Here is a 25,870-nt window from a genome sequence, read left to right as displayed (position 1 = left end):
CTATTTACACCTCTTTTTCTAAAACAAGTGTGTTTTCTAATACCGGCAGTTCTTCCTTCTGAACGTTTTTTTCCTTTCTGGCGCGCAAACTGAAGAATAGGTTTAAAAAGATCGCGGTCAGGCTTCCTGTGATAATGCCGTCACTGACCAGAATGCGGATCGGAGCGGGAAACGCTGCGAAAATCGCCGGCACTGTGCTGGCGCCGATGCCGAGTGCGATTGAGCAGGCGATGGTCAGCAGATGATATTGGTTTTTCAGATCCACTGTACTGAGCATTTTTACTCCGGAGGCGATAACCATGCCGAACATGACAACGGTTGCGCCGCCGAGCACAGCCGCGGGAACGGAGGAAGCAAGTGCGGCAACCTTAGGAATCAGCCCGAGGAAAAGAAGGATACAGCCCGCGGTGACGACGACATTCCTCGTTTTCACCTTTGTCAGCTGCAATAATCCGGCGTTTTGTGCAAATGTATTATAGGGAAAGGCGTTGAACAGCCCGCCTATCATAATGGCGATCCCCTCCGCCCGATAGCCTTTGACCAGATCTTTTTCGGTTAGGGGCCGGCCGCATATCTTTCCGATGGCGTAAAAAACGCCGGTTGATTCAACGATAATGACAATTCCGACGATCAGCATCGTGATGATCGGACCGATTTCAAAAGATGGAGCGCCGAAGTAAAACGGCTTCGGGATTTGAAAGAATGGGGCTTCAGATACAGATGAAAAGCTGACCTTGCCCATGACGGCAGCCGCCGCAGTACCCGCAGCAATCCCGATTAGAACGGAAAGCGTTCGGGCAAATCCTTTGAGAAAGCGGTTGAGGACTAAGATCAGGATAAGGACGCTGACAGAAAGAAGAAGGTTTTCGAGAGAACCGTACTCGGGATTGGCGCTGCCGTTTGCTTTTTCTCCGCCAGCCATATTTTTCACACCTGTCGGAACAAGAGAAAGACCAATCAAGGTGACAACAGTTCCTGTTACGACAGGAGGGAATAACACGGTCAGCTTGCCGAAGAAACGGGCACATAAGAAGATCAAGACACCGGCTGCAATGATTGAACCGTAAATCGCTGAAATGCCGTAATTTCCACCAATTGCAATCATCGGGGTGACGGCCACAAACGAGCTGCCGAGCATGACGGGAAGGCCGATGCCGATGTGCGTTCCTCGCCAGGTTTGCAAAAGCGTCGCGGCTCCGCATGTTAACAGGTCAATCGCCAATAGATAGGACAGCTGTTCCGACGTTACATTCAGCGCTCTGCCGACAAGCAGAGGCACCAAAATCGCACCTGCGTACATGGCCAGCACATGCTGCAGGCCAAGAGTGAACACTGCAAACGGTTTTTGTTTCACTACAGTCCCTCCTTTTACATGTGAACTTTAGTAACATGATAGCGTGCCGTTTGCGGGCTGTCATTGGATACAGTAGCTGAAAAATAGGAGCGTTATTGCTGAAAGTAACGAAAAGCCATTTCGTTTGTAACATAATGTGACAAGTGCTAGCTAATCAGCCGCTGCATCCGCAAGGCAAGCCGCAACCGCATTGTCGTTTCGGGATCTTTTAAGCTTTTGCCCAGTAATTCTTCACATTTTTCGAGGCGGTAGATGACCGTATTGCGATGCACGTACAAACGTTTTGCCGTCTCGGAAATCTGGCAGTGTGTCTCTAGATAGACAGACAGTGTATGAAGCAGGCTTTGATCCTCCTGCTGCTTTTCAGCCAGGCTTTGAAGAGTGGAATTGTAAAATTTCTTCAAATCCTCAACCGGAAGCAGGCGGAGAAGCTCAGGTACATCTTTCGCGTGATACACTTGGATGAACTCCGTGCTTCTTGATAAATGCCCTGATTGGAGAGCGTCAGACGCTTCTGTGAAAGCGTCCGGAACATCGATCAGCTTTTGGCAAATGTTGCTAATGCCAAAGGACAATGTCCGTTTAAATTGGGTTTTGACCTGTGTCTGGAACTGCTCTAAAAAGCTGATCACAGAGGCGTGCATTTCACTCCAGCTGTCTGTCGCCTCGATCAGCAGAATGCCGACATTTCCTTTAATAAAGAGGTGAGGCGGAAACGGGAAGGCAGACAATTCGCCTTCAAGAAATTCAAATACGCTGTCAGAGGCCAGCTGATTTTCAGTAAAGCTGATCGATCTGTCATTCCGGTCGAGCTTTCCGGCGATGCACATATATTTTTGATCCCAGCGGAGCTTAAATTCTTTTGCGCGGTTTTTGATTTCGTCGTCAGAAGAGAACGATCGCTCGATAAAATTACTGAAAAACTCATTCCGCGCCCGCCGGCTGTATTGCTTCAGGGCGTTTTCCTTCAGCAGCTCAAAGGAAATCACGTTCGCAGCCTGTTCAATGGTGAGAATCAATCCTTTATCAGCGGCTTGGACCATTTCCGGTATCAGCAGGTAGCCGCAGCTTTTTTCGTGATTATAGATAGGAAGGACAGAATATGTTTTCTGATTTGAGATCGAAGAGAAACAAGTGAAAAATGGCCCGGACACGGTGTGCAGCGTGCTTTTGAGCTTTTCGGTTTCAAATGAAATCTGATGAGATGCAGAAAGCATTTTGGCATGCTGGTCAAGGAGCAGCACGGGAAGATGAAGGAGGTCTGATACCTTTTTGAGCAGAGATTGCAATCCCTTGCCGCTCATAATGTGGTTTGTGAATTTCTTATGTGCGTAAATGGCTTGCTGAAGCTCGTTTGAACGCATATCAAGAATATGGCTCAGCGTGGCGTTGACAATGTCTCCGAGCCGTATATGCTCAGGGAGCTCGATGATCGGAAACGCGTGTGAATCGGCGAGGTCAATGATTTCTTTCGGGATATCCTCCAGGTACCGTTTTGTTTTAATGCCAAGACCGGCACAGCCGCGTTTTGCCATTTGCCGAATCAGCTCTGATAACTGGTGAGGATTGTCCTTCAGGTGATACGCGGTGGTGACGAGCAGCTCGTCTTTATGCAAAAAATCCGCGATATCAGGAGCATCCATCATGTTGACATGCTGAACCTCTCTTTCTCCCCCTGCTTTTCCCGCAATTAAAACTGCATTTTCGTAAGCCGGTATATTCATCACATCAAAAATATTCATAGCTCATTCTCCTTTTCTCACAAAAAGTAACCATTGGTTAAGATGAATAAATTTCATTATTAATTCTAGCTGTTTTGCTGATGTAATACGATCATAGTAACAGTAAAATGTTGAAAATAGACTGATTGTGTTACATAAACTGACATGAAAATTCATCATCCTTACAGGGGAGGGTTCAGTATGGCTTACGATTTGGTGATAACAGGAGCTAAGGCAGTCACGCCGGATGGTGTTAGAGAAGCTGATATTGCAATGAAAAACGGGACTATTGCCAAGATCGGTTCTGCAATTGAAGCAGAGGGGGCACCAGTTGTGGAGGCTAGCGGGCAATATGTTTTTCCGGGTTCGATCGATTGTCATGTTCATTTCAACGAACCGGGCAGAGAGGATTGGGAAGGGTTTGAAACGGGCTCACAGATGATGGCTGCAGGCGGCTGCACCACTTATTTTGATATGCCGCTGAACTGCATTCCATCCACGGTGACGGCTGAAAACCTTCTCGCAAAAGCTGAAATCGGCAGGCGAAAATCGGCGGTGGATTTTGCGTTATGGGGCGGCCTTGTGCCCGGTCATATTGATGACATACATCCGATGGCTGAAGCGGGTGCGATAGGATTTAAAGCATTTTTATCAAAATCAGGCACAGAGGAGTTTCGCTCTGTTGATGAACGGACCTTGCTCAAAGGCATGAAAGAAATCGCGGCCGCAGGAAAAATCCTTGCTCTTCACGCAGAAAGCGATGCGATCACAAGCTTTTTGCAGATGGAATGGGCGAATAAAGGGAAAGTGAGTGCGGATGCATACGCGGCCTCCCGCCCGGAGGAAGCCGAAGCTGAAGCGGTGTATCGCACGATTCAGTATGCGAAGGTGACGGGCTGTCCGGTTCATTTTGTCCACATCAGTACAGCAAAAGCGGTCCGGCTGATCAGAGAGGCGAAACGGGAAGGGCTTGATGTTTCGGTCGAAACATGCCCGCATTATGTCTTGTTCAGCCATGACGATTTACGGGAAAAGGGCTCTGTCGCAAAATGCGCCCCTCCGCTCAGATCGCAGCCATCAAAAGAGGCGTTAATTGATACGCTGATTGCGGGAGATATTGACATGGTGTCCTCGGACCACTCCCCCTGCCGTCCTTCTCTGAAGCGGGAGGATAATATGTTTTTGTCATGGGGCGGAATCAGCGGCGGGCAGTTTACTTTATTGGCCATGCTTGAATTGGCCCTTGAGCGGGACATTCCATTTGCAACCATTGCTGAATGGACAGCGGGGGAACCCGCGAAGCGATTCGGCCTTCAGCAAAAAGGGCGGCTTGAAGAGGGGCGGGACGCGGATCTCGTTCTCGTCAGCATGGAACCGTACACAGTCACAACAGAAACGATGTTTGCAAAACATAAGCAGAGCATTTATGAAGGACATACTTTCCCCTGCCGCATCTCGGCCACCTACAGCAGAGGACGGTGCGTGTACAGTGATGGGGAGAAAGCAGACAGCGGAATTGAGGGAGCATTGGTCGTTCCTTCGTAAGCCCGGCAGATTGAATTCTGCCGGTTTTTTTATGTCAGTGACTTTGGTTTTTAAAAATCCATCATCGTGGTATCTTTTTAAAAAGGGGGCTGCGGTGATGGAACACATCAAACACATACTAAACCAATCATGGTCGCTGCATACGAGTTCCAAATGGACGAAAGAATGCCCGGCATGCGGCCAATGCGGCGTGACGGCATTGGTGATACAGGAGCAATTCGGGGGCGACATTTTCAAAACAAAGGTCGGTGAGAGCTGGCATTTTTATAACAGCATAAATGGGGCGGTGTATGACTTTACGAGTGAACAGTTTCAGGAGCCTATTGAGTACCAAAATATCCCTTCCTCAAGAGAGGAGGCGTTTTTGGATACCAATGAGGAACAATATCAGCATCTGCGCTCAGCGTTTTTCCGCAATATGAACAGCATTTCCGAGGAAACCTGAAAACGCGTGTGATAAACTGGAAGAGAGGTGAATGATTGTGATTTATATCGGACTGACGGGATGGGGGGATCATGACAGCATTTATCCGCCGAAAACGGCCAGCCAGAAAAAATTGCAGGCCTATTCCTCCCATTTTCCGATCGTGGAATTAGACGCGAGCTTTTACGCGATTCAGCCGGCGCGCAATAATGAAAAGTGGGTGAAGGAAACGCCGGAAACCTTCCAATTTATCGTGAAAGCGTATCAGGGCATGACGGGGCATCAGCGCGGCGACATTCCGTTTGACTCCAAAGAGGAGATGTTTGATGCTTTTAAGCTGTCCTTAACGCCATATTTACATAGCAATAAGCTCGCCATGGTGCTGTTTCAATTTCCGCCGTGGTTTGACTGCAAGAAAGAAAATGTCGCTTATTTAAGATGGTGCAAAAATCAGATGGGCGATATTCCTTGCGCGCTTGAGTTCAGAAACCGCTCCTGGTTTTCGCCGCCATTTTATGAGCAGACGCTTTCCTTTATGAAAGCGGAAGGCTGGATTCACAGCGTATGTGACGAACCGCAAATCGGCGAGGGAAGCGTCCCGACTGTGTTGCGGGCGACCGATGAAAACAAAACGCTCGTCAGGTTTCACGGACGCAATAAGCAGGGCTGGATGAAGCCCGATGGCGGGAAAAACTGGCGTGAGGTCAGATATTTATACCGCTATAACAAACAGGAGCTGGAAGACTGGAAAAAGCATCTGAACGAATTGCAGCAGCAAAGTAAAGAGGTATTTGTCCTGTTCAACAACAATTCCGGCGGAGACGCCGCGGATAACGGCAAGCAGATGCTTGAACTGCTTGATATCGAGTACTCCGGACTTTCTCCGAGACAGCTCGATTTATTTTAGAAAAGAGGTTTTGATTGATGTCGTTTGTGATTTTGGCCGTACTGGGATTCATCGCAGGTACGGTGGGAAGTCTGATTGGGCTTGGCGGCGGAATTGTCATCGTGCCGTCTCTGATGTTTTTAAGCACAGTGACGCCGTATTTTCAGAATGTGACGCCGCAGATCGCGATTGGAACTTCGCTTCTGGTCATTATTTTTACGGGTCTTTCCTCAACTTTAGCTTATATTAAATATAAAACGGTTGATTATAAAAGCGGGCTCATTTTCTTTATCGGTTCAGGTCCCGGCAGCATTATTGGGGCATACGTGTCAAAGCTTTTTAATTCAAACTCGTTTTCCATTTGGTTTGGCATATTTATGATTCTTATTTCATTATCCTTAATGCTGAAAGCGAAGGCGCGGCCGGTAAACAAAGAGCACAGAGGAATAATAAGGACTTTTCAGGATGATGCCGGAGAGCCCTATACTTACTCGTATCAGGCGTCTGTCGGGATTGCCATCGCCTTTGTTGTCGGCTTTTTAGGCGGGCTCTTTGGAATAGGCGGCGGCTCGCTGATGGTTCCGGCCATGATGCTGTTATTTCTGTTCCCGCCAAAGGTTGCGGTGGCAACGTCCATGTTCATTATTTTCCTGTCCTCTATGACAGGGTCTGTTTCACATATCATGTCCGGGCATGTGAATTGGCTGTACGCCCTCGCGCTTGTGCCCGGCGCTTGGTTCGGCGGAAGGCTTGGGGCCGCCATCAACCGAAAAATGCAGACGAAAACAATCGTCATGATCATGCGGATCGTATTAATTTTGATCGGCTGCCAGCTCATTTATGAAGGCATTTTCAGCTGAACGATTAGGGAGAGAAGGGTATGAAAGAGAAGCTCCGCTTATATCACACAAATGATTTGCACAGCCATTTTGAAAATTGGCCAAAAATAACAGATTATATTGAGCAAAAAAGAAAAGAACATCAGCTGCACAGCGAAGAGACGCTCGTTTTTGATATTGGTGATCATATTGATCGTTTTCATTTTGTGACAGAGGCGACATTCGGAAAAGCCAATGTAGACCTCTTAAACTGTCTTCAAATTGATGGAGCGGCTATCGGCAATAACGAGGGGATTACGCTTCCTCATGAAGAGCTTGCTTCTTTATATGATCATGCCGAGTTTCCCGTTATCGTCTCTAATCTGTATGACAAAAACGGAAACCGCCCGTCCTGGGCAGTTCCTTACCATATCAAAACATTGAGAAACGGCATGACCATTGCTTTGCTAGGTGTAACGGTACCGTATTATCCCGTCTATGACAAGCTGGAATGGACTGTTACTGATGCGCTCGAAAGTATAAAAGAAACCATACAGGAAGTGAAAGGACAGGCTGATATCATCGTTCTCCTGTCGCATTTGGGAATTCTTGATGATCAAGCGGTTGCTGAAGCGGTTCCGGAGATTGACGTTATCCTCGAGTCTCATACTCACCATCTGCTTGAAAATGGACAGATGGTCAACGGCGTATTGCTTGCCAGCGCTGAGAAATACGGAAACTATGTCGGCTGTGTAGACATCACGATGGACACTGAAAAGCGAAAAATCATCAGCAAAACAGCGTCTGTTCAAAACATGGCGGAATGGACAGGGGAATCGCCGGAAACCAAAGCATTTCTCGAGGAAAAAGAACGTGAAGCCGAGGGGAAGCTGTCCGTTGCCGTTGCGGAGCTTGCGCAAGATGCTGAAGTCAAGTGGTTTGAAGAATCCGATCTGCCTTTACTTCTGGCATATGCGTTAAAGGAATGGTGCGGAGCCGACATCAGCATGGTAAATTCCGGCGTCATCCTCGGACCGCTTAAAGCCGGCCCGGTGACCAAGCTTGACCTGCACCGCATCTGCCCTCACCCCATCAACCCGGTTACTGTCCGCCTGACGGGAGAGGAACTGAAGGAAACGATTGTTCATGCCGCTTCGGAACAGATGGAGCAGCTTCGAATTAAAGGACTGGGCTTCCGGGGAGAAGTGATGGGAAAAATGGTGTACGCGGGTGTCGATGTCGAAACAAAACGGCTGGACGATGGGATGACGCACGTCACCCGGATTACGCTGAACGGAGATGACATAGATAAAAATAAACAATACGCTGTGGCCGTGCTTGACATGTTTACGCTCGGCAGGCTGTTTCCAATCATCCGCGACGCCGGGGTAAAAGAATATTTTATGCCGGAGTTTTTGCGGGATCTGCTTGCCTGGAAGCTTGCACAATAAGGAGGTCAGCCCACAACAAGCCGTGCCCTTCATCATAAAGTGATGAAGGAAGGGAGTGGTTGACGTGGTAAATCTGACACCGATTATGATAGAAGGACAGCCTTTTACAGCTGTGACAGTAAAGCTTCCAAAAACAAATTTCATGGCAGTCTCCAATGATCACGGATACATTATGTGCGGCGCGCTTGATGTGGCGCTGCTGAATGAAAAATTAAAGGAGCGTGGAATTGTGGCGGGACGGGCGGTTGGTGTGCGAACAATTGACCAGCTGTTAGACGCCCCTTTAGAATCCGTCACATATGCCGCAGAAGATCTTGGCATTCATGCCGGCATGAGCGGCAGAGAAGCGCTCTTAAAAATGGTGAAATAAAATAAATTGGCCCGGCTATTACTATGTCCCCCCTTACAAGCATACATTGTGATATGTAAGGGGGGATTTTCTTGCCAAGATATCGCGGCCCTCTTCGCAAGAGAGGACCTTTGCCTTTCCGGTACGTGCTGCTGCTGTCACTCGTATTTTTTATCATATCTACAACAGTCAGCCTTTGGATTATCAATGGCTCGATTAAACCGGTATTAATGAGCATCGGTGAAATGGAAACGAAGCGTGTGGCAACAGAGGTGATTCAGGATTCGATTGAGGATTATATGTCTGACAGCGAAAATATGAAAGATATGTTTCAAATGAATTCTGATGAAAACGGAAATTTAACGACAATCGATTTTAATACACAGATTATAAACAGTGTGAAAACAAAGGTGACAAAGCAGCTTCAGTCTCATCTGAAAGAGATGGAAACCCACACCGGACACAGCGGCGCCAGTGAAAATATTATGATCAACATCCCATTGGGACAGGTGACAGGAAACAGCCTTCTTGGAAACCTCGGCCCGAAAATCCCGGTCCGGTTCAATTTAATCGGTGACGCCTTTACAGACGTCAAAACAAAAATAAAGCCATATGGCATTAATAACGCACTTATTGATATCAGCATCTTCGTAGAAATTAAAGTGAAGGTCATCATCCCGTTCGCAAGCAAAACAGCAGTGGTCACCAATAATGTTCCTGTATCAATTAAAGCAGTGCAGGGCGAAGTGCCGCAATTTTATAACGGAAGCGGCGGTTCAGGTGTTACGCCTTCTGTCCAGCTTCCAAGCAGCAAAGAAGAAGACAGCCATGATTCAAAAAATGAAAAAAACAGCAAATAAAGCCGCCTTTTCATGAGGCGGCTTTCGTCATTTCTTTTTCTTGTACTCATAGCGCTCCCACGCTCTCAAATGTGGATAAGGATCAAACGACCATTCAGTTTTTCCATTATCCTTATACATGCCATAGTGCAGGTGCGGCGGGAATTTTCCGGCCGTGCCAGGCGGGCCGTATCCTGAGCTGCCCACTGACCCGATTACTTGGCCGGGCTCAACGATCTGCCCTGTTTTAATGCCCTTTGCAAACCCATTGAGATGGGCGAAATAATGATACGTATTGTTAATATCTCTGATGCCGATTCTCCATCCTCCAAAGCGGTTCCAGCCTTTCATTTCAATGACGCCGTAACAGGTGGATTTAACAGGAAGGCCATAGTGGGCAAAGAGATCTGTTCCTTCATGAATCCGCCTTCCCCCAAAGCCGCGGGCGTCTCCCCACGTGCTGCGGTAACTGTAATCCGTTCGGATCGGAAGCGGAAACGCATGCTCGCCCAAATCAATATGACCGTAAGCCTTAAACAGCTTCATGAACTCGGATATGATTCCCACCGTTTGATCACGGCGGTAATAGTTCCAGAGCCCGATGCGGATATTCTCCTCATCTGTGCCGTACGACAGCAGATATTGTGCGAATGTATACAGAATGTCTTCATCATTGCTGACCTCGGCTTTCCCGTCGCCGTCACCGTCCATTCCGATTCCGTCAAACACTTTTATGCTTAAGGGCGCATCGTCTTTCGGGTTCGGGTTTTCTGGTCCGCTCCAGATCTCATCCGGTACATAGATGCTGATGATTCCCGTTTTGTCAGGCAGATCCTTTCTGTTGCTCCGCACATTCTCCTCGTATTGATCAACAGCGGCAAGCGCATACCAAGGAATCTGCGTTACAGCCTCGACTTTATGATATAATTCCATCCGTTTGGAAAGCACCGGATCTGAAAGCTCTTTTCCAGACGCATAAGGTTCAAATGCAAACAAAAGGAGAAGAAGGGCAGATAACACAACTTTCACAAAATAATCTCCTTTCAATATTGAATACACATAGTTTGCGGCAACCCGGCGAGAAAATGTCAGTAATCATCTTCCCTTGTCGAGAAATTTTTCCTATGTTAAAGTGTCTAAAGAAAAGACTTTCTTTAGTTAGAAAAACATTATTTTTGTTGCAGAAATGAAAAAACTGCACCTATCTCGTTTTCAGAATGTTTCGTGTCAGAAATTGAGTATATTGGATATTGGAGATGATGGGAATTGGCAAAGAAAGACGAACACCTCAGAAAGCCCGAATGGCTCAAAATCAAATTAAATACAAATGAAAATTATACAGGACTCAAAAAACTCATGCGGGAAAACAATCTGCACACCGTATGTGAAGAAGCAAAATGTCCGAATATTCATGAATGCTGGGCAGTGAGACGTACAGCGACATTTATGATCTTAGGATCTGTTTGTACGAGAGCATGCCGTTTCTGCGCCGTCAAAACGGGCCTTCCGACTGAGCTTGACCTGCAAGAGCCGGAACGCGTAGCAGATTCCGTCGCTCTGATGAATCTGAAACACGCGGTTATCACAGCTGTTGCGCGTGATGACCAAAAAGACGGAGGTGCGGGTATTTTCGCGGAAACTGTCCGTGCAATCCGCAGAAAAAGCCCGTTCACAACAATTGAGGTGCTTCCGTCAGATATGGGCGGAAACTATGATAACTTAAAAACGTTAATGGATACGCGCCCTGACATCCTGAATCACAATATCGAAACGGTTCGCCGCCTGACGCCAAGAGTCCGCGCGCGTGCGACATACGACCGTTCATTGGAATTTTTGCGCCGCGCGAAAGAAATGCAGCCTGACATCCCGACAAAATCAAGCATCATGATCGGACTCGGTGAAACGAAAGAAGAAATTATCGAAGTGATGGACGACCTCTTGGCAAACAATGTTGATATTATGGCAATCGGCCAATACCTGCAGCCGTCGAAGAAGCACTTAAAAGTCCAAAAATATTATCATCCTGATGAATTTGCAGAATTGAAGGAAATCGCGATGCAAAAAGGCTTCAGCCACTGTGAAGCCGGTCCGCTTGTCCGTTCCTCCTACCATGCGGATGAACAGGTTAACGAAGCATCTAAAAAACGCCAAGCGCAAGCATAATGCCAAAACGCCAGATCATCTGGCGTTTTTGTCATTCCTATTCGTTTCCTTGTCCTGGCGTGTTTCTCCATTGGCATTTTCGTTTTCCGAGACAGGGCTTCCTTGCGGGGAGGTTTTCATTTCTTGTATTGTCCCCGACATGATGTCTCTGACATCTCTTGAACCGGAACCGAGATTGCTGTAATTTTTGATGGCCTGCATGTGATTCGGATTGTCGGAAATGTACACATGATAGTAACGCGGAATCACCGCAACCGCCGTTTTTTTCACTTGATCAGCTGTCAGCTCACGGTTTTTCGAATCGGTTTTGTACACGACAAGCGCTTCTTGGTCAGTGACAAGCGCTGCGGCATCTTGAATATGAGGGAGCTGAACCGTTAAGCTTGATATGATGTGAGCGGTTTCTTCGCGGTCTGGCGCCGGTGTCTCCTGCTGTTCGCTGTCCAATTGTTCTTTTTGATAGCGGACATAACCAAACTGTTCATTCTCATCATGCCTGTTAAAAGCTTCATTGCGGTCAGATACATGAATGGGCCTGGTTTCATTTTGATGCTGGGCATTCTGTTCAGCGTTATTGAATCCTGCGCCTCCGCATCCGGATAAAAGCCCGGTCATCAGGCAGAGGCTGACAGCAGTTCGTTTCATTTGTAATCCCTCCTCATGTGTAGGGTAGCCAAATCACACGAATTATTCTTTAGCAATTGATGGGGACGGGGCAATGAATTATGATAGGAATGAGTGAAAAAGAGGTGAGATCATGATTCTTATTCAAAATGCCGAATTTGAGCTGGTGCACAATTTCAAAGACGGCTTCAACGAAGAGGCTTTTAAAGCCCGTTATTCCGATATTTTAAATAAATACGATTACATTGTGGGAGACTGGGGATACGGCCAGCTCAGGCTCAAGGGCTTCTTTGACGACCAGAATCAAAAGGCGACCTTTGAAACGAAAATCAGCACATTGGACGAATACATTTACGAATACTGTAATTTCGGCTGTGCGTATTTTGTCTTAAAACGGATCAGAAAATAACCATTACACAAAGGGGATGCTGTCATGTATTTTGTTGACAGAAACAAGATAGAGCATACACTCGGGTTCTTCGAGCGCCAGCTGGCGCTGTTTCATTCGCAAACAGACTGGAATTCCGAAATCGAGGGGCTCGCGCTTGAACGCATCGGCCACCTGTTAATCGAATGCATTCTCGATACAGGAAATGACATGATTGACGGTTTTATTATGCGGGACCCGGGCAGCTATGATGATATCATGGACATACTGGTTGATGAAAAAGTCGTAACGGAAGAAGAGGGAGCGGAGCTGAAGCAATTGATTGCGTACCGAAAAACATTGGTTCAGCAATACCAGCTCGCTGACAGTGCAGAGCTTTACAAGCTGATCACCGCGCATCTAGCGGTCCTTCAAGTCTTTCCGAAACGAATCAAAAGCTACTTGGAAACAGAGCTGGGCCCTGTTTCCGCGTTTAAATAACGACAGGAAAGCCACAGGAGTGTTTAAAAATGAAAACTTATAAAGGATATCTAATTGATTTAGACGGAACGATGTACAACGGCACAGAAAAAATCGAGGAAGCGTGTGAATTTGTCAGAACGCTGAAAGACCGCGGCATTCCTTATCTTTTTGTGACAAACAACTCTTCCCGCACACCGAAGCAGGTAGCGGACAAGCTGGTCTCTTTTGACATTCCGGCAACAGAGGAGCAGGTCTTTACGACAAGCATGGCGACTGCCCAGCATATCGCACAGCAGAAAAAAGACGCGTCTGTGTATGTGATCGGGGAAGAAGGAATTCGCCAGGCGATTGAAGAAAACGGCCTGACCTTTGCAGAGGAAGATGCGGACTTTGTTGTTGTCGGAATTGACCGCGGGATTACATACGAAAAACTTGCCGTCGGCTGCCTCGCAATCAGAAATGGCGCCCGCTTTATTTCCACCAACGGTGACATTGCCATACCGACTGAAAGAGGCCTCCTGCCGGGCAACGGTTCACTGACCTCTGTGTTAACCGTATCCACAGGCGTGCAGCCGGTATTTATCGGCAAGCCGGAATCCATCATCATGGAGCAGGCGATGCGTGTTCTCGGCACTGACGTATCCGAGACACTTATGGTCGGCGACAACTACGCGACTGATATTATGGCAGGCATTAATGCAGGGATGGATACGCTGCTTGTCCACACAGGCGTAACGAAAAGAGAGCATATGACAGACGATATGGAAAAACCGACTCACGCTATTGATTCACTGACTGAGTGGATTCAGCATATATAAAAAAAGGGCGCCCCAAAAGGGTGCCCTTTATTCTGTATGCCGCGCGCGGTGTGCGAGCCTGCTGGAGGCCGCAGCGGAAATGGCGCCGACAATGTCATCAAGAAATGTATGGCATTCGCCGGTTGATTTATCATTTAATCGGCCGAGGATACCGGGTTTTTCTTTGTCGATGTAGCCATAGTTCGTAAACCCGATGGACCCGTAAATATTCACGATGGAAAATGCCAGAACTTCATCTACTCCATATAGGCTTTCATCTATCTCCAGCATCGTTTGCAGCGGTTCAGACAGTTTTTTCTGCTCAGCAAGAACGTCCAATTCAATGCCCGTTAAAATCGCGTTTTGCACCTCACGCTTTGCGAGGACCCGATTCACATTCAACGTGCATTCATCCATGGTTAAATCCGGATGATATTTTTTCTGCAGAAAAAAGACAAGCTCGGCAATATCGGATACCTCAACGCCGCGCTCCTTCATCCGTTCTCTTGCTTTGGCTTCCATCTGACTGATTTGTTCTTTATCTGACATCAACTTCACCCAATCTTTTTTTACTAGTTTATACAAAACGTACGAGATGTTTACGACTTTTTCTTGCTCCTTCGCCGGATTAAAATATGTATTCATAATTCCGCCTGTGTATGACTACGATGTGATGAGCCCTAATTCAACAGGCAGGTGATCATTGTGAAAGGCACAATAAAAGAAAAATACGGCATTCATATCAGGCAGCTTTCAATGTATCAGCATACGTATCAATGCTTTCAAACACCGAATTCCTTCTTTTTGATTGTTCCCGTTTCCCATTTTTCAGATGAGGAGCTGGCGGAGCTTTATTACATGAGTCAGTATTTACAAGAACAAAGTGACCCATACGTTTCCGTTTTTATCTTTACAAAAGAAGGCGAGCTGACCTTTGAACATGAAGGAAAAACGTACGCCCTGCTGAAGGCGGCTCCTCCTTTTTCAAACCGGGCATTTTCCATAGGGACAGAACTGGCGGAGTTTCATCGAAAGGGCAGAGGATACCCGTACGAAGTGAAGGAGGCCGGAAGAATTGGGCAGTGGAAAGACCTGTGGGGAAAACGCATTGATCAGCTTGAAGCGTTTTGGCAGCGAAAGGTTCATACCCCTCCGCACGAGCCCTTTGATAAAAAAATGATTGAATCGTTTCCATATTATTTAGGACTGTCAGAAAACGCGATTCAATATTTAGTCGATACTGAGCTCGATGACAAACCGCAAGCGGCTGATTCAGGAACAATATGCCATCAGAGGATGGAAAGAAATACGTGGTCTTCTGAATCCCTAATCAGGATTCCGGCTGACTGGGTATTTGACCACGCTGCACGCGATTTAGCCGAATATATGAGACACACATTTTTGCATCATCGTGATGATTTTAACCGGCAGGGCTTTCGCTTTTTGCAGGAATACGAGCAAATCACACCGCTGTCTTCATTTTCGAAACGTCTTTTGTACAGCCGTCTCCTTTTTCCGCTTCATTATTATGAAATCGTGGAAGGCTACTATATTTCTTCAGAATCAGAAAAGCACTATTATGAAGAGCAGCTCGACTACATTCTCAGCGATTCGGGCTATGAACAATTTCTGAATGCTGCCCAGGAGTTTATGAACATGAGAGCGCAGAACATTTTTGTTCCCCCTGTCAGCTGGCTCGGAAAGGGCGGCTTGTAAGGAAGGAGAAAATCCGACAAAAATAATTAGAAAATAAAGAATCTTGTCATATCAATTGGTTAAGCGTTTGCATTCGCAAAATTCAGCAGATTGTTGTCTTGTCAAAACAGGAGTGGGCTTATATAATATTTGTAACTTATATGTCTGTGTTGAGTTAACAATTGTCTCTCTTGAAAGGACAATCCGAAGAAGGGTGGAGTTTTTTTGAAAGCAATTCGTGTAGGGCTTTTAGGCTTAGGTACCGTCGGAAGCGGTGTCGTTAAAATTATTCAAGACCATCAGGATAAGCTGATGCATCAGGTTGGCTGTCCAATTACAATAAAAAAAGTGCTTGTGAAAGATGTAGAGAAAAAAAGAGAAGTAGATTTGCCGAAGGAAGTGCTCACGACAGAAGTATATGATGTGATCGACGATCCAGATGTTGATGTCATCATCGAGGTAATCGGCGGTGTTGAGCAGACAAAGCAATATTTGCTTGACGCTTTGAGATCGAAAAAACACGTTGTCACGGCAAACAAAGATTTAATGGCCGTGTACGGTTCTGAACTGCTGGCTGAAGCAAAGGAAAATGGCTGTGATATTTACTTCGAAGCCAGCGTTGCCGGCGGGATTCCAATTCTTCGCACATTAGAGGAAGGCCTCTCATCAGACAGGATTACTAAAATGATGGGAATCGTAAACGGAACAACGAACTTTATCTTAACCAAAATGATTAAAGAGAAAAGCCCTTACGAGGAAGTGCTTAAGGAAGCGCAGGATCTGGGGTTTGCCGAAGCTGACCCGACTTCAGATGTGGAAGGGCTCGACGCCGCACGGAAAATGGCAATATTGGCGCGTCTCGGCTTCTCAATGAACGTCGATCTGGAAGATGTCAAAGTGAAGGGGATCTCCCAAATTACAGACGAGGATATCAGCTTCAGCAAACGTCTCGGCTACACAATGAAGCTGATCGGGATTGCCCAGCGTGACGGCAGCAAAATTGAAGTCAGCGTTCAGCCGACGCTGCTTCCAGATCACCATCCGCTTTCTGCCGTGCATAATGAATATAACGCCGTCTACGTGTATGGCGAAGCTGTCGGAGAGACGATGTTCTATGGCCCGGGAGCGGGAAGCATGCCGACAGCCACATCAGTTGTGTCTGACCTGGTCGCTGTCATGAAAAACATGCGTCTCGGCGTAACCGGCAACAGCTTTGTTGCGCCGCAATATGAGAAAAACATGAAGTCGCCGTCCGATATTTATGCACAGCAATTTTTGAGAATTCACGTGAAGGATGAGGTGGGCTCATTCTCGAAAATCACGTCTGTGTTCTCAGAACGGGGCGTCAGCTTTGAGAAAATTCTTCAGCTGCCGATTAAGGGGCATGATGAGTTAGCAGAAATCGTCATCGTCACACACCACACATCAGAAGCTGATTTCAGTGATATCCTGCAAAACTTAAATGATTTGGAAGTCGTTCAAGAAGTCAAAAGCACATATCGTGTAGAAGGGAACGGTTGGAGCTAATGTGGAAAGGACTTATCCATCAATATAAAGAATTTTTACCTGTAACGGATCAAACACCGGCGCTTACGTTACATGAAGGCAATACGCCGCTCATTCATTTGCCGAAGCTGTCTGAACAGCTCGGGATTGAGCTCCATGTCAAAACAGAAGGCGTAAACCCTACTGGATCTTTTAAAGACCGCGGGATGGTCATGGCGGTGGCAAAGGCGAAAGAAGAAGGCAACGACACGATTATGTGCGCGTCAACCGGAAATACATCAGCGGCTGCGGCTGCTTATGCAGCCCGCGCCGATATGAAATGTATTGTCATCATCCCGAATGGGAAAATTGCGTTTGGCAAGCTCGCTCAGGCAGTCATGTACGGAGCTGAAATCATTGCAATCGACGGCAACTTTGACGATGCCCTTAAAATTGTCCGTTCAATTTGTGAAAAATCACCGATCGCGCTTGTCAACTCGGTCAACCCTTACCGCATCGAAGGCCAAAAAACAGCTGCCTTTGAAGTATGCGAACAGCTGGGCGAAGCACCGGACGTTTTGGCGATCCCGGTCGGAAACGCGGGAAACATCACAGCGTACTGGAAGGGCTTCAAAGAATATCATGAGAAAAACGGCACTGGCCTTCCGAAAATGCGCGGTTTTGAAGCGGAAGGAGCAGCTGCGATCGTCCGCAACGAAGTTATTGAAAACCCGGAAACAGTGGCAACAGCGATTCGTATCGGAAACCCGGCAAGCTGGGATAAAGCTGTAAAAGCGGCTGAGGAGTCCAATGGGAAAATTGACGAAGTCACTGATGATGAAATTCTTCATGCGTATCAGCTGATCGCCCGTGAAGAAGGCGTGTTTGCAGAACCGGGCTCCTGCGCATCTATTGCAGGTGTGCTGAAACAAGTAAAATCCGGAGAAATTCCGAAAGGCAGCAAGGTTGTGGCTGTGTTAACAGGGAACGGGCTGAAAGACCCGAACACAGCGGTCGACATTTCTGAAATGAAGCCGGTCACCCTGCCGACTGATGAAGACAGCATCCTCGAATATGTAAAAGGAGCGGCCCGTGTATGAACGATGCCGACATGCTGTTCTCTGTCACTGTTCCAGGAAGCACGGCTAACCTAGGCCCCGGCTTTGATTCAGTCGGAATGGCGCTCAGCAGATATTTGAAGCTGACCGTCTTTGAAAGCGATCAATGGTCTTTTGAAGCTGAAACAGAAACAGTCGCCGGAATTCCGGCGGGTACAGATAATATGATCTACCAAGTGGCGAAACGGACGGCGGATATGTACGGAAAAGCAATGCCTCCTGTACATGTGAAAGTGTGGAGTGACATTCCGCTTGCACGCGGTCTTGGCAGCAGTGCTGCGGCCATAGTGGCGGCTATAGAACTGGCAGATGAATTATGCGGTTTACAGCTCTCCGAAGCAGACAAGCTGCATTTAGCCAGCCTTGAAGAAGGACATCCGGACAATGCAGGCGCTTCTCTCGTCGGCGGGCTTGTGATCGGACTGCATGAAGACGACGAGACGCAAATGATCCGCGTGCCGGATGCCGACATTGATGTTGTGGTTGTCATTCCTTTTTACGAGGTGCTGACAAGAGACGCGCGGGACGTGCTTCCGGCAGAGTTTCCATATGCGGACGCTGTAAAAGCCAGCGCCGTCAGCAACATTCTCATCGCGGCGATCATGTCAAAGGATTGGCAGCTTGTCGGAAAAATCATGAAAAAGGATATGTTCCATCAGCCGTATCGGGCGATGCTTGTCCCGGAATTGTCTAAAGTGGAGCATGTTGCCGAGATGAAAGGCGCTTATGGAACTGCCCTCAGCGGAGCGGGCCCGACGATTCTTGTCATGACCGAAAAAGGAAAAGGAGAAGCGCTGAAAGAGCAGCTCGCACTTCATTTCCCGCATTGTGAAGTCGACGCTTTGACCGTTCCGAAAGAGGGAAGTATAATAGAGCGAAATCCTTTCTATCAAGTGAAAAGTGTATAGTTCATTCCAAGCGTTCCTCAGCGTCAGCAGAGGACGCTTTTTTTCTTCATGATATAAAGGGATTTTTATTTAGAAAAACGAAATACATGTAAAAAGGAGGAGATTGATATGAAAAAGCTGATGACCGCCGAAGATATGACAGCCATTGTCTCGGTGACGGACCCTCAATACGCCCCGGACGGCAAGCGTGCGGCTTATGTGAAGTCACAAGCAAACAAAGAGAAAGATTCATATACTTCAAATATATGGGTATATGATGCAGGAAGCGGCACGTCCATTCCTTGGACACATGGAGAAAAGCGGAGTACTGATCCTAGATGGTCTCCTGACGGACGCCAGATTGCGTTTGTTTCTGACCGTGATGGCGATGTGTCTCAGCTTTATATAATGAGCGCTGAAGGCGGGGAAGCAAAAAAACTGACTGATATTCCATATGGTGTGTCTCAGCCGGTATGGTCTCCGGATGGAGAGTCAGTGCTTGTCACGGTCAGCCTAGGAGATGAAGAAAGTGTTTATGATCAAGAGAAAACGGAACCCGACAGCTTTGAACCGGTTGAAGTGCATGGTTTAGCCTATAAACGGGATGGAAAAGGGCTGACGAGAGGCGCGTATGCTCAGCTTGTGCTTGTCAGCGTGAAGTCTGGTGAGGTAAAACAGCTGACTAATGAAAAAGCTGACCACTTCGATCCGGCTTTTTCTCCTGACGGCAAATCTCTCGTTTTTTCGGCTAATTTGACTGAAACGGATGATGCCAGCAAGCCGCACGATGTCTGCATGGTGTCGCTGGAGACAGAAGATCTCAAGCTGATTACCTCTCATCGCGGCTCATTCGGACCCAGCTCTTTTTCACCGGACGGAAGGTACCTTGCTTTGCTTGGGCATGAACAGGAATATCGGAATGCAACGCTAGAAAAAGCGTGGCTTTATGATATAGAGCTAGACCGCCTTACGTGTCTCACTGATATGCTGGACGTTCACTTAGCGGATGCGTTGATTGGAGATTCGCTGATAGGAGGAGCTGAACAGCGCCCGGTTTGGACAAAAGACAGTCAAGGGTTTTATGTCATCGGCACAGAACAAGGCAGCACGGGAATCTATTATGTTTCTATAGAGGGACTCGTATATCCGATTCGGTTAGAAAAAGAATATATCAACAGCTTTTCTATGCATCCTGATGAACACAGCTTTATTGCCAGTGTGACAAAGCCTGGCAGACCTAGTGAGCTTTACAGCATTCCGCTTGGACAGGAAGAAAAACGGCTGACTGATGCGAATGACAAGTTTGTTGACGAGCACCTCATTTCGTTACCTGAAGACATTCAATATGTGACAGAAGATGGGATGAGGGTGAACGGCTGGCTGATGAAACCTGCTCACGCTGCAGAGGGCAAAAACTATCCGCTTATTCTCAATATACACGGCGGTCCGCATATGATGTACGGGCATACATATTTTCACGAATTACAGGTGCTGGCGGCGAAAGGATATGCAGTGGTTTATGTAAATCCAAGAGGAAGTCATGGCTACGGACAGGAATTTGTGAACGCAGTCAGAGGGGATTACGGCGGAAAAGACTATCAGGACGTGATGCAGGCAGTGGATGAGGCGATCAAAAGAGACCCGCAGATAGATGCCGAGCGGATAGGGGTCACAGGCGGAAGCTACGGAGGCTTTATGACCAACTGGATCGTGGGGCAGACACATCGTTTTAAAGCAGCTGTCACTCAGCGTTCGATTTCAAACTGGCTCAGCTTTCACGGCGTTAGTGATATCGGCTATTTTTTCACGGACTGGCAGCTTGAGCATGACATGTTTACCGATACGGAAAAACTGTGGGACCGTTCCCCTTTAAAATATGCGGCAAACGTGGAGACGCCCCTTTTAATTCTTCATGGCGAACGTGATGACCGGTGCCCGATTGAACAGGCTGAACAGCTTTTTATCGCCTTGAAAAAAATGGACAAGGAAACCGTGCTGGTCCGTTTTCCGAAAGCGACGCATAATTTGTCACGCAGCGGACACCCGGGACAGCGGATCAAGCGCCTGACCTATATAAGCTCATGGTTTGACCAATATCTCTCATAAAAAAAGCCAGGCTGATCAAATATCAGCCTGACTGCTTTATTAAAAGACTTGTTCTACTTCAATTACACCCGGCACTTCTTCAAGAAGAGCGCGTTCAATTCCGGCTTTCAGCGTAATTGTTGAACTTGGGCAGCTGCCGCACGCGCCTAGAAGACGAAGCTTAACAATACCTTCATCAATGTCTACAAGCTCACAGTCACCGCCGTCACGAAGTAAAAACGGACGAAGTTTGTCCAGTACTTCCTGCACCTGTTCTTTCATTTCAACTTCAGTCATGACATTCGCTCCTTTCGTCGTCATAAAACCATTATATTCAGTGTAACAATAAAAATCTATTGTTTGGTTTGCAGAATTGCTCCCATTATTATAGCACATTCAGACTTGAACACAAAAACGGTTTTTTTCTATAAAAACGTCTTTTGTCTCTGTATACTTAATAGAAAGAATGTAATGCAGAGAAATGGGGGCACTTATCAATGACCAAAACAGTCATGCTCAGCGTATATGGGGCAGAAACCGTTTGTGCAAGCTGTGTCAATATGCCGACGGCTAAAGATACATATGAATGGCTTGAGGCTGCTCTGAAAAGAAAATATCCGAATCAGCCTTTTGAAATCCAATACATCGACATTTACGAGCCGCCTGACGCCGAAAACGTAAAACAGCTTGCGGAAAAAATCAGAAATGACGAATATTTTTATCCGCTCGTCCTCGTCGAAAATAAAATTGTCGGAGAAGGCAATCCGAAATTGAAGGATGTATATGAGGAAATGGAGAGATACGGTTATACAGAAAACCGCTGACTTCATCAGCGGTTCTGCTATTATCCGTTATGGTGTTTGTACATCCACAGCAAGCCGGATTTCAGCAAACGCGGAACACGGCCGATCAGCGGCCGGTCAGCAACAAGTCCGAAGCCGGCTTTTTTTCCGAGTGAACCTAAAACGCCTTTCAGCTTAAACTGAGGCATTGATTCAGGAAGGGCTTCACCATTCCAGCGTTTTTGCAATATTTGGACAATCTGTTCAGCTTGAGCTTCTGCCAGCTGGGCACTCGGTGCGTGAGGAAGGCTGGCACAATCTCCGACAACGTACAGATGTTCATCACCCGGGACATTGTGATGAGGGGTTAACACGACACGCCCTTGTGCGTCCTTTTCCACATCCAAGTCTCTGACGACTTTATTCGGCTGTATGCCGGCTGTCCATACGATGGCGTCTGCGGAAATTGCGTCATCGTGGTTATACACAACGCCTTCTTCTACTCTTGTGATATTTGCCCTGTTAATAATGCGGACACCGTGCTCTTCGAACCATTTTTGCACATATTTGCTCAAACGCTCGGGAAAGCTTGATAAAATGAGATCTCCGCGGTCAAACAAAATAATGTTCAGATCGTCACGGCTTTCTCTTAATTCACTTGCAAGTTCAACGCCGCTAAGGCCTGCTCCGACAATGGCAACAGTCGCTTCGGCGCATAAGTTGTTCAGCTTTTGATAGGTTTCGCGGGACTGATCGATGGTTTGAATGCTGTAGGTGAATTCGGGCGCTCCCGGCACGTTATGATATTTATCCTCGCAGCCGAGCCCGATCACTGCGTCATCGTAAGAAATCGGTTCGCGGTCATGGAACAGCACTTGTTTTTGTGCAATATCAATTGATGAAATATCGCCGTACTCGACATCCAGGCGAGGGTGCTCTGGGAACGTTACTCTGATATGGTGGTCAGAAATTGTGCCTGCGGCAAGGGCATAATATTCTGTTTTTAAGCAGTGATAAGGATTTCTGTCAATTAACGTGATTGAAACATCATGAGGCAGCTGGTTGGGCAATAAGCGATGAAGAACACGCATGTTTCCGTAACCTCCGCCGATCAAGACCAATTTTTTCATTTGAATTCCCCTTTAACCCGAAGAGTATGATAGACACATTGATGAAAAATACGAACTTTGTAAAATAACATCTAGAATTATATCGAATTTGATCTAAAATCACAATATTAGTTTCAAAATAACCTACAAATTAGCTTTAAAACGCAAATTAGTAGAACGTTATTGAGGGAATGATATGTTACGATAATAAATTTTGATGCGTTCGTTGTCTTTGACGAATAGTGAAAAATTCGCGATAATGTTCATATGTGAGGTGAAACCGCATGAATCCAATGATTGAATTTTGTGTCAGCAATCTGGCTCACGGCTCTCAGGAAGCCCGAGCGATTTTAGAGAAAGATCCGAATCTGGATGTTCTTGAATACGGCTGTTTAAGCTATTGCGGAAAATGTATGGAATCACTATTCGCTCTAGTAAACGGAGAAGTCGTTACGGGTGAAACACCTGCTGAGCTTGTTGAGAATATATATACATTTATTGAAGAAAACCCAATGTTTTGAAGAAAAGGGCCTGTCTCAGGCCCTTTTTTATTTTGCGGTACAAAAGTACTGAAAAAATGTGTAGACATCAAAAAATATTATTGTTATCGTATAAAAGATTTGTTTTAAATAAATTTTAAGAGGTGTAGGTGTATTCATGAATGTTCTTTGGGGACTGCTCGGCGCAGTTGGGATAATCGCCATCGCGTTTTTATTTTCAGAAAAGAAAAGCAATATTAGAATAAGAACCGTCATCGTTGGTTTATGTATACAGGTGGCGTTTGGATACATCGTGTTGAAATGGGAAGCGGGACGCGCTGTTTTTTTATGGTTTTCAAGCCGTGTACAGCTTCTGATTGATTATGCCAATGAAGGCATCAGTTTCATATTTGGGCCGCTTTTAAAAGTCGGCGACAGCCCGGCGTTTGCATTAAGTGTACTGCCTGTTATCATTTTCTTCTCAGCACTGATTGCAGTTTTATATCATTTGAAAATCATGCAGCTCATTTTCCGTGTGATCGGCGGCGGATTGTCGAAGCTTCTTGGGACAAGCAAAACGGAATCTCTTGCGGCTGCTGCTAATATTTTTGTAGGGCAATCGGAATCTCCGTTAGTGATCAGGCCCCTCATTGCAGGGCTGACGCGCTCTGAACTGTTTACAATTATGACGAGCGGTCTATCGGCTGTTGCGGGTTCAACTTTGTTTGGTTACGCCCTTCTCGGTATTCCGATTGAATTCTTGCTCGCGGCGAGCTTCATGGCTGCTCCTGCGGGTCTGGTTTTCGGAAAATTAATCATTCCTGAAACGGAAACGCCGCAAACAGTAAAAGGCGATTTCAAAATGGATGAAGGCGAAGGAGCGGCCAATGTGATTGACGCGGCTGCAAAGGGTGCGTCAACAGGTCTGCAAATTGCGCTGAACGTTGGTGCGATGCTGCTTGCATTCGTCGCATTAATCGCCGTGGTCAACGGTATTCTCGGCGGTGTTTTTGGCTTGTTCGGTTTAAAAGATGTCACATTAGAATCTATCCTCGGCTATGTGTTTTCTCCGATCGCCTTTATGATTGGTGTGCCATGGCATGAAGCCTTGCATGCCGGAAGCTTTATCGGCCAGAAATTGGTGCTGAATGAGTTTGTCGCTTATTCTAACTTCGGTCCGCACATCGGCGAGTTTTCTAAAAAAACCGCTACGATTATCAGTTTTGCGTTATGCGGGTTCGCAAATTTCTCCTCGATTGCGATTATGCTCGGTACGCTTGGCGGTTTAGCGCCAAGCCGCCGCTCAGATATCGCACGCCTCGGGTTAAAGGCTGTTCTAGCGGGAACATTAGCCAATCTGCTGAGCGCGGCTATTGCCGGCATGTTCATATAAAAGATAAAAGCTCCTTGCGTAATTGCAAGGAGCTTTTATGTATGAAAAACGGGGGATAATTGTATTGTGTCCGTTTATAATAGCTTTTATACTAAGAAAAAGAGAAAAAGTTGGAGGCATCTATGAACTCATTTCGATTTACCAAAATGCACGGACTTGGAAACAGCTATATATACGTGAATCAATTTGAAGAACAACTGCCGGAAGAACAACTGTCTGAAGTAGCGGTTCAAGTGTCTTCCGTTTATACAGGGATCGGCTCCGACGGAATGATCCTCATATGTCCTTCAGATCAAGCACCTGTCAAAATGCGGATTTTTAATAATGACGGGTCTGAAGGGAAAAACTGCGGCAACGGCCTGCGCTGCGTTGCAAAATACGCGTATGAGCATAAGCTGGTTGAGGAAACATCTTTTCTGATTGAAACCCTCTCCGGGCTTGTGAAAGCGGAGGTTCAAGCTGAAAACGGAAAAGTGAATGTTGTCACTGTCGATATGGGTGAACCGCGTCTGACAAAAGCCGAGCTTCCGATGCTTGGCGGCGGTGAGGAGCAAACCATTAATGAAACAATGACATTTGGCGAAGCTGAACTAAAAGGCACCGCGGTTTCCATGGGCAATCCTCATATCGTTTTTCCGGTTGCCGATATTGAACAGGCTCCGCTGACGACACTGGGACCGGTGATTGAAAAAGATCCTAGATTTCCGGAAGGTGTGAATGTCGAGTTTGTGGAAACTGTGAATGAGCATGAACTGCACTTCCGCGTGTGGGAACGGGGATCAGGCATCACACAGGCTTGCGGAACAGGCGCTTGTGCAGCGGCTGTCGCATCTGTTTTAAACGGCGTATCAAGACGAAATGAAGACATTACGGTTCATTTAGCGGGCGGAGATTTGGTCATTAATTGGAAAGAGAACGGCCATGTGATGATGACAGGTCCGGCAGAGACTGTTTGTGAGGGCGTCTATTTTTTATAAAACAGCTAGTTTGAGAAATGAGCCGATCAAGTTTATAAT

The 25,870-nt window shown here is 46.8% G+C and carries 27 protein-coding genes; 20 read left to right on the top strand and 7 right to left on the bottom strand.

What is annotated here, in order from left to right:
• Nucleotides 1-4: 4 nt before the first annotated feature.
• Nucleotides 5-1,300 carry a nucleobase:cation symporter-2 family protein gene (locus P3L57_RS16070; protein WP_265103451.1) on the bottom strand — a complete coding sequence of 432 codons (1,296 nt, stop codon included), beginning with the start codon at nt 1,298-1,300 and terminating at the stop codon, nt 5-7.
• Nucleotides 1,301-1,500: 200 nt separating this feature from the next.
• Nucleotides 1,501-3,096, bottom strand: a complete 1,596-nt coding sequence (gene pucR / locus P3L57_RS16065; protein ID WP_069486966.1) for a purine catabolism transcriptional regulator PucR — start codon at nt 3,094-3,096, stop codon at nt 1,501-1,503.
• A gap of 180 nt (nt 3,097-3,276) precedes the next feature.
• On the opposite strand from pucR, the gene P3L57_RS16060 reads away from it, so the two are divergent.
• From P3L57_RS16060 to yunB, 7 genes are all read left to right on the top strand, one after another.
• Nucleotides 3,277-4,620 carry an allantoinase gene (locus P3L57_RS16060; RefSeq protein WP_069486967.1) on the top strand — a complete coding sequence of 448 codons (1,344 nt, stop codon included), beginning with the start codon at nt 3,277-3,279 and terminating at the stop codon, nt 4,618-4,620.
• Between the two features lie 97 nt (nt 4,621-4,717).
• Nucleotides 4,718-5,065 carry a YunG family protein gene (locus tag P3L57_RS16055; RefSeq protein WP_059334803.1) on the top strand — a complete coding sequence of 116 codons (348 nt, stop codon included), beginning with the start codon at nt 4,718-4,720 and terminating at the stop codon, nt 5,063-5,065.
• Between the two features lie 37 nt (nt 5,066-5,102).
• Nucleotides 5,103-5,951, top strand: a complete 849-nt coding sequence (locus P3L57_RS16050; RefSeq protein ID WP_059292704.1) for a DUF72 domain-containing protein — start codon at nt 5,103-5,105, stop codon at nt 5,949-5,951.
• A 17-nt stretch (nt 5,952-5,968) separates the two neighbouring features.
• Nucleotides 5,969-6,790: a sulfite exporter TauE/SafE family protein gene (locus P3L57_RS16045; RefSeq protein ID WP_059334801.1), complete on the top strand. Its 822-nt coding sequence runs from the start codon at nt 5,969-5,971 to the stop codon at nt 6,788-6,790.
• A gap of 20 nt (nt 6,791-6,810) precedes the next feature.
• Nucleotides 6,811-8,199, top strand: coding sequence for a bifunctional metallophosphatase/5'-nucleotidase (locus P3L57_RS16040; RefSeq protein ID WP_059292622.1), 1,389 nt, complete (start codon nt 6,811-6,813; stop codon nt 8,197-8,199).
• 64 nt (nt 8,200-8,263) lie between these two features.
• Nucleotides 8,264-8,569: a YunC family protein gene (locus tag P3L57_RS16035; RefSeq protein WP_010331750.1), complete on the top strand. Its 306-nt coding sequence runs from the start codon at nt 8,264-8,266 to the stop codon at nt 8,567-8,569.
• Nucleotides 8,570-8,640: 71 nt separating this feature from the next.
• Entirely contained in the window at nt 8,641-9,408 is a 768-nt protein-coding gene (yunB, locus tag P3L57_RS16030; RefSeq protein WP_059292623.1) for a sporulation protein YunB, read from the top strand.
• A 27-nt stretch (nt 9,409-9,435) separates the two neighbouring features.
• Here the strand turns inward: yunB and lytH are convergent, their stop codons facing one another.
• On the bottom strand, nt 9,436-10,416 hold the full coding sequence (lytH, locus tag P3L57_RS16025; RefSeq protein WP_044159001.1) for an L-Ala--D-Glu endopeptidase: 981 nt from the start codon (nt 10,414-10,416) through the stop codon (nt 9,436-9,438).
• Between the two features lie 237 nt (nt 10,417-10,653).
• Between lytH and lipA the strand changes: the two genes are divergently transcribed.
• Nucleotides 10,654-11,550, top strand: coding sequence for a lipoyl synthase (gene lipA / locus P3L57_RS16020; RefSeq protein ID WP_010331747.1), 897 nt, complete (start codon nt 10,654-10,656; stop codon nt 11,548-11,550).
• Between the two features lie 15 nt (nt 11,551-11,565).
• Here lipA and P3L57_RS16015 read toward each other — a convergent pair whose 3' ends face one another.
• Nucleotides 11,566-12,195 (bottom strand): YhcN/YlaJ family sporulation lipoprotein, encoded by a 630-nt coding sequence (locus P3L57_RS16015; RefSeq protein WP_069486968.1) that lies wholly within the window; start codon nt 12,193-12,195, stop codon nt 11,566-11,568.
• A gap of 112 nt (nt 12,196-12,307) precedes the next feature.
• Here P3L57_RS16015 and P3L57_RS16010 point away from each other — a divergent pair, with 112 nt between their 5' ends.
• Genes P3L57_RS16010 through nucF form a run of 3 tightly spaced genes read left to right on the top strand, consistent with a single transcriptional unit; the run spans nt 12,308 to nt 13,842 of the window.
• Nucleotides 12,308-12,583 carry a YutD family protein gene (locus P3L57_RS16010; RefSeq protein ID WP_003228682.1) on the top strand — a complete coding sequence of 92 codons (276 nt, stop codon included), beginning with the start codon at nt 12,308-12,310 and terminating at the stop codon, nt 12,581-12,583.
• Nucleotides 12,584-12,607: 24 nt separating this feature from the next.
• Nucleotides 12,608-13,042 (top strand): DUF86 domain-containing protein, encoded by a 435-nt coding sequence (locus P3L57_RS16005; RefSeq protein WP_069486969.1) that lies wholly within the window; start codon nt 12,608-12,610, stop codon nt 13,040-13,042.
• A 29-nt stretch (nt 13,043-13,071) separates the two neighbouring features.
• Nucleotides 13,072-13,842, top strand: a complete 771-nt coding sequence (gene nucF, locus P3L57_RS16000) for a 5' nucleotidase NucF (RefSeq protein ID WP_044158995.1) — start codon at nt 13,072-13,074, stop codon at nt 13,840-13,842.
• 27 nt (nt 13,843-13,869) lie between these two features.
• Here the strand turns inward: nucF and P3L57_RS15995 are convergent, their stop codons facing one another.
• Nucleotides 13,870-14,370, bottom strand: a complete 501-nt coding sequence (locus P3L57_RS15995; RefSeq protein ID WP_024122730.1) for a phosphatidylglycerophosphatase A family protein — start codon at nt 14,368-14,370, stop codon at nt 13,870-13,872.
• Between the two features lie 153 nt (nt 14,371-14,523).
• Between P3L57_RS15995 and cotNH the strand changes: the two genes are divergently transcribed.
• The 5 genes from cotNH to P3L57_RS15970 all read left to right on the top strand — a co-directional run bounded on the left by cotNH (nt 14,524) and on the right by P3L57_RS15970 (nt 21,112).
• Nucleotides 14,524-15,537, top strand: coding sequence for a spore coat-associated protein CotNH (gene cotNH / locus P3L57_RS15990; RefSeq protein WP_059292705.1), 1,014 nt, complete (start codon nt 14,524-14,526; stop codon nt 15,535-15,537).
• A gap of 204 nt (nt 15,538-15,741) precedes the next feature.
• Entirely contained in the window at nt 15,742-17,043 is a 1,302-nt protein-coding gene (locus P3L57_RS15985; RefSeq protein WP_044158994.1) for a homoserine dehydrogenase, read from the top strand.
• On the top strand, nt 17,043-18,101 hold the full coding sequence (gene thrC / locus P3L57_RS15980) for a threonine synthase (RefSeq protein WP_044160320.1): 1,059 nt from the start codon (nt 17,043-17,045) through the stop codon (nt 18,099-18,101). Before P3L57_RS15985 ends, thrC begins: the two co-directional genes overlap by 1 nt.
• Complete coding sequence (gene thrB / locus P3L57_RS15975) at nt 18,098-19,027, top strand: homoserine kinase (protein WP_044158993.1); 930 nt, start codon at nt 18,098-18,100, stop codon at nt 19,025-19,027. The genes thrC and thrB overlap by 4 nt, the downstream gene beginning before the upstream one ends.
• Before the next feature lie 108 nt (nt 19,028-19,135).
• Nucleotides 19,136-21,112 (top strand): S9 family peptidase, encoded by a 1,977-nt coding sequence (locus tag P3L57_RS15970; protein WP_069486970.1) that lies wholly within the window; start codon nt 19,136-19,138, stop codon nt 21,110-21,112.
• Nucleotides 21,113-21,151: 39 nt separating this feature from the next.
• On the opposite strand, the gene P3L57_RS15965 is transcribed toward P3L57_RS15970, so the two are convergent.
• Nucleotides 21,152-21,487, bottom strand: a complete 336-nt coding sequence (locus P3L57_RS15965) for a NifU family protein (protein ID WP_175422398.1) — start codon at nt 21,485-21,487, stop codon at nt 21,152-21,154.
• Between the two features lie 101 nt (nt 21,488-21,588).
• On the opposite strand from P3L57_RS15965, the gene P3L57_RS15960 reads away from it, so the two are divergent.
• Entirely contained in the window at nt 21,589-21,915 is a 327-nt protein-coding gene (locus P3L57_RS15960) for a YuzD family protein (RefSeq protein WP_059334795.1), read from the top strand.
• Between the two features lie 20 nt (nt 21,916-21,935).
• Here the strand turns inward: P3L57_RS15960 and P3L57_RS15955 are convergent, their stop codons facing one another.
• A complete protein-coding gene (locus tag P3L57_RS15955) occupies nt 21,936-23,003 on the bottom strand; it encodes an NAD(P)/FAD-dependent oxidoreductase (RefSeq protein WP_024122723.1) in 1,068 nt (355 codons plus the stop codon).
• Between the two features lie 263 nt (nt 23,004-23,266).
• On the opposite strand from P3L57_RS15955, the gene P3L57_RS15950 reads away from it, so the two are divergent.
• From P3L57_RS15950 to dapF, 3 genes are all read left to right on the top strand, one after another.
• Nucleotides 23,267-23,503 carry a YuzB family protein gene (locus P3L57_RS15950; RefSeq protein ID WP_010331736.1) on the top strand — a complete coding sequence of 79 codons (237 nt, stop codon included), beginning with the start codon at nt 23,267-23,269 and terminating at the stop codon, nt 23,501-23,503.
• A 136-nt stretch (nt 23,504-23,639) separates the two neighbouring features.
• A complete protein-coding gene (locus tag P3L57_RS15945; protein ID WP_044158986.1) occupies nt 23,640-24,854 on the top strand; it encodes a NupC/NupG family nucleoside CNT transporter in 1,215 nt (404 codons plus the stop codon).
• Nucleotides 24,855-24,976: 122 nt separating this feature from the next.
• Nucleotides 24,977-25,831 (top strand): diaminopimelate epimerase, encoded by an 855-nt coding sequence (dapF, locus tag P3L57_RS15940; RefSeq protein WP_069486971.1) that lies wholly within the window; start codon nt 24,977-24,979, stop codon nt 25,829-25,831.
• The last annotated feature ends 39 nt before the right edge of the window (nt 25,832-25,870 follow it).

It is taken from the genome of Bacillus sp. B28, assembly GCF_029536185.1.
Taxonomy (GTDB): Bacteria; Bacillota; Bacilli; order Bacillales; family Bacillaceae; genus Bacillus; species Bacillus halotolerans.
This window is presented reverse-complemented; position numbering and strand designations above follow the sequence as displayed.

Coding starts and splice junctions, on each gene's coding strand:
- P3L57_RS15970 (WP_069486970.1), top strand. CDS start 19,136: ATGAAAAAGCTGATGACCGCCGAAGATATGACAGCCATTGTCTCGGTG.
- pucR (WP_069486966.1), bottom strand. CDS start 3,096: ATGAATATTTTTGATGTGATGAATATACCGGCTTACGAAAATGCAGTT.
- thrB (WP_044158993.1), top strand. CDS start 18,098: ATGAACGATGCCGACATGCTGTTCTCTGTCACTGTTCCAGGAAGCACG.
- P3L57_RS15955 (WP_024122723.1), bottom strand. CDS start 23,003: ATGAAAAAATTGGTCTTGATCGGCGGAGGTTACGGAAACATGCGTGTT.
- P3L57_RS16045 (WP_059334801.1), top strand. CDS start 5,969: ATGTCGTTTGTGATTTTGGCCGTACTGGGATTCATCGCAGGTACGGTG.
- P3L57_RS16005 (WP_069486969.1), top strand. CDS start 12,608: ATGTATTTTGTTGACAGAAACAAGATAGAGCATACACTCGGGTTCTTC.
- nucF (WP_044158995.1), top strand. CDS start 13,072: ATGAAAACTTATAAAGGATATCTAATTGATTTAGACGGAACGATGTAC.
- P3L57_RS16070 (WP_265103451.1), bottom strand. CDS start 1,300: ATGTACGCAGGTGCGATTTTGGTGCCTCTGCTTGTCGGCAGAGCGCTG.
- dapF (WP_069486971.1), top strand. CDS start 24,977: ATGAACTCATTTCGATTTACCAAAATGCACGGACTTGGAAACAGCTAT.
- thrC (WP_044160320.1), top strand. CDS start 17,043: ATGTGGAAAGGACTTATCCATCAATATAAAGAATTTTTACCTGTAACG.
- P3L57_RS15995 (WP_024122730.1), bottom strand. CDS start 14,370: ATGTCAGATAAAGAACAAATCAGTCAGATGGAAGCCAAAGCAAGAGAA.
- P3L57_RS16060 (WP_069486967.1), top strand. CDS start 3,277: ATGGCTTACGATTTGGTGATAACAGGAGCTAAGGCAGTCACGCCGGAT.
- P3L57_RS16010 (WP_003228682.1), top strand. CDS start 12,308: ATGATTCTTATTCAAAATGCCGAATTTGAGCTGGTGCACAATTTCAAA.
- P3L57_RS16055 (WP_059334803.1), top strand. CDS start 4,718: ATGGAACACATCAAACACATACTAAACCAATCATGGTCGCTGCATACG.
- P3L57_RS16040 (WP_059292622.1), top strand. CDS start 6,811: ATGAAAGAGAAGCTCCGCTTATATCACACAAATGATTTGCACAGCCAT.
- P3L57_RS16015 (WP_069486968.1), bottom strand. CDS start 12,195: ATGAAACGAACTGCTGTCAGCCTCTGCCTGATGACCGGGCTTTTATCC.
- P3L57_RS15945 (WP_044158986.1), top strand. CDS start 23,640: ATGAATGTTCTTTGGGGACTGCTCGGCGCAGTTGGGATAATCGCCATC.
- P3L57_RS15950 (WP_010331736.1), top strand. CDS start 23,267: ATGAATCCAATGATTGAATTTTGTGTCAGCAATCTGGCTCACGGCTCT.
- P3L57_RS15965 (WP_175422398.1), bottom strand. CDS start 21,487: ATGTGCTATAATAATGGGAGCAATTCTGCAAACCAAACAATAGATTTT.
- P3L57_RS15960 (WP_059334795.1), top strand. CDS start 21,589: ATGACCAAAACAGTCATGCTCAGCGTATATGGGGCAGAAACCGTTTGT.